Annotated in this window: 2 protein-coding genes and 1 pseudogene; all 3 read right to left on the reverse strand. The window is 61.5% G+C overall.

Going from position 1 to position 2,802, the window contains the following annotated elements:
• Positions 1 to 883: extracellular solute-binding protein (locus WCA53_RS30635; protein WP_423920300.1), on the reverse strand; the 883-nt coding region annotated here is incomplete at its 3' end.
• 72 nt (positions 884 to 955) lie between these two features.
• Positions 956 to 2,245 carry an iron uptake transporter deferrochelatase/peroxidase subunit gene (efeB, locus tag WCA53_RS30640; RefSeq protein ID WP_423920303.1) on the reverse strand — a complete coding sequence of 430 codons (1,290 nt, stop codon included), beginning with the start codon at positions 2,243 to 2,245 and terminating at the stop codon, positions 956 to 958.
• 63 nt (positions 2,246 to 2,308) lie between these two features.
• Positions 2,309 to 2,802: pseudogene (locus tag WCA53_RS30645) on the reverse strand (hypothetical protein); the annotation flags it as partial.

Genomic DNA, 2,802 nt, shown 5'->3' on the forward strand with positions numbered 1-2,802 from the left:
TCTTGCCGTTCGCCATCAGTTGCTGAGCGCGTTCGCTCACCAGGTACGCGAGGAATTGCTGCGCAGCTTGCTGGTTGGTGCTGGACTTCAGCACCGCCGCGCCCGATACATTGACCAACGCGCCCACGTCGCCATTGGGGAAGTGATAGATCGCGCTGCGAGTGGCGCTATCGCCAAGCTGGACGTGCAAACGCGCCCAGTAGTAGTTGTTCACGACACCCGTCGCCACGCCGCCACGATTCACCGCCGCGACCACGCCTTCGTCGTCGTCGAAAATTTGCGCGTTCTTCTTCAGGCCCTTGAGCCACTCGAGCGCCTCGGCTTCCCCCTTCATAGCGATCACTGCGCTGACAACCGGCAGGAAATCGCCGTCGCTCGGCGCTACGCCAACCTTGCCTTTCCACTGCGGCTTGGCGAGGTCCATCAGCGACGCCGGCAATTGCGCGGCATCGATCTTCTTCGTGTTGTAGACCAGCACGTTTTCACGCGCGAGCACGCCAACCCAGTCGCCTTGCGGCGAGTTGAAGCGGGAAGGAATGTTGGACAGCGTCGATGCATCCGTCTTCGCCAGCATGCCCTTCTCGTCCAGCAGCATCAGCTCCGGCGAGTTCTCGGTGAAGTAGACATCGGCGGGGGAAGCCGAACCTTCAGCCACCAGTTGCGCGGCCATTGCCGGGCCTTCGCCATTGCGAACCTTGACCGAAATGCCGGTCTGCTTCTCGAAGTCCTTCGCGAGCGCAGCCACGACTTGTTCGTGCTGGGCGTTGTACAAAGTCAGCGACGCCGCCTGCGACTCGATCGGCAGCGCAGCAGCGACGGCCAGCGCGGCGATTGAGCAGAGTGTGCGCAAAATCGGCTGGCGCGTGAAGCGGGTGGTTTTCATTGCAGTCATTCCTCTTGTCTTCAAAGCTTGTGTCTTCAAAGCACGCCGGCCTTGTCGCCGGCGCTTTATTTTTTAAGTCTCGAACAGGCCCGCGCCAATATACGACCCCGGTCGCGCACCCGGCGGGCACGCGACTACGCCGCTGCCTACGTGCGTGGTGAACTGGTTCATCATGTCGAACTTCGAGAGCCGCTCGTTGATCGGGATGAAACCCGTGCGCGGATCCCCTTGGAACGCGATGAAAATCAGCCCCGCGTCGTATTCGGTCTCCTGGCGCCATGGGGGCCACCGTTCGATATAAAAATCGGTTCCGTCGTTGTACGAATACGAGCGGCGCAAGATCTGCGCGCCGTTGTTGGTCCCGCGATTGGACAACCGTACGTGAGAGTTCTCCGGAATGACCTGGTTGCCGTCTTTATCGACGGCGTCGAGATCGACCGGATCGAATTCGTTCTTCTTGCCGAGCGGCGCGCCGCTGTACTTCTCGCGACCAAACACCTGTTCCTGGAAACCGCGTTCCATCGTGTCCCAGTGTTCCAGCGTGATGCGGATACGGCGCACGACCGAGTAGCTGCCGCCGTTCATCCACGGCGCATCGGCCGCGTTTGCCCAGACGAACTCCTTCATCAGCGCGGGGTCCGCGACTCTCGGATTGTTGGTGCCGTCCTTGAAACCCATCAGGTTTCGCGGTGTCTTCCCACGTGCCCCGGACGCGAAACCGGCCTGGCCCCAGCGCATCGCCGCGTTGCCGTACGCCATGCGTGCAAGTTGGCGCACTGCGTGGAATGCGACTTGTGCGTCGTTGGCGCACGCCTGGATCATGATGTCGCCGCCGGTTTTCTGCGGGAGCAACTGGTCGCCATTGAAGCGCGGCAGATCGACCAGCGCAGCCGGCCGGCGATTCGAAATGCCGTAGCGATCGTGGCCGTCCTTCGTGAACATGCCCGGGCCAAAGCCGAACGTGATCGTCAAGCCCGCCGCGCCGAGGCCGAGGATATCGCCGGAATCGGGGGCGGCCTTGGCTTCCGGTTGGTCGTCCGTCACGATCGGCTGCGCCGTTTCGCCCTTGGACATCCGCGCCGCCGCGTCGGTCCACGACTTCAGCAAGGCAATCACATCGTCGCGTTTGTCGGTCGTGAGATCGAGCACGGCGACATAGATATGACTCTGCTGCGGCGTCACGATACCGCCCTGATGTTCACCGAAAAACGGTTCGACAACCATCATCGGGTCTACAAGTGCAGGTGGCTTAAGTTGCGCCTGGGTCGCCGCATGCGCGACGGAACCGGCGCCTAATGCCGCGCCAGCCGCTACGCCCGCCTTTAAAAACCGCCTGCGAGATGAATCTTGCTCATTAGCCATGGAATTGCCTGCCTGCAAAATTACTGCGCCAGCCTGGATTGAGCCAGCTCGACTTCGCTAGATTTACTTCGCCAGAACCAGCGTGTTGACATCGTCCTGCACGTAGTAGAAACCGTCGCCTTCCGGAGTCATCGCGATACCGAACAAGTCACCATTGCCCGGAGGCGATTGCGCTTTGTCGGTATCGATCCAGCGTGCATAGAGTTGCTTGCCCGCGACCGGATCGATCTCCACCACCTGGCCATTCAACGCGTTGGTCACGAGCAAGTGACCGTTGGGCGCTGTCACCATAGCAAGGGGCCGATGCAGGAAGCCGTCGGCGGTCACCTCGCGACCGACGCCTGCGCTGGTGTCGCGGGTCATCGGGTCATCGATTTCGGTCACGCGATTTCCCACGGCGTCCGAAGCATAAAGCAGCTTCTGGTCCGGCGACAACGCCAGTCCTGTCGGTCCCACGAGAAACACGCCCTTGTCGGCCTGCGCGCCAAAACCGCTGGCGATCACCGTTTCCTGCTTGACGACTGGCGGCTTGCCTGTCGGAATCTCGAGGTCCAGGC

The sequence above is a fragment of the Caballeronia sp. genome, from assembly GCF_049581465.1.
Taxonomy (GTDB): Bacteria; Pseudomonadota; Gammaproteobacteria; order Burkholderiales; family Burkholderiaceae; genus Caballeronia.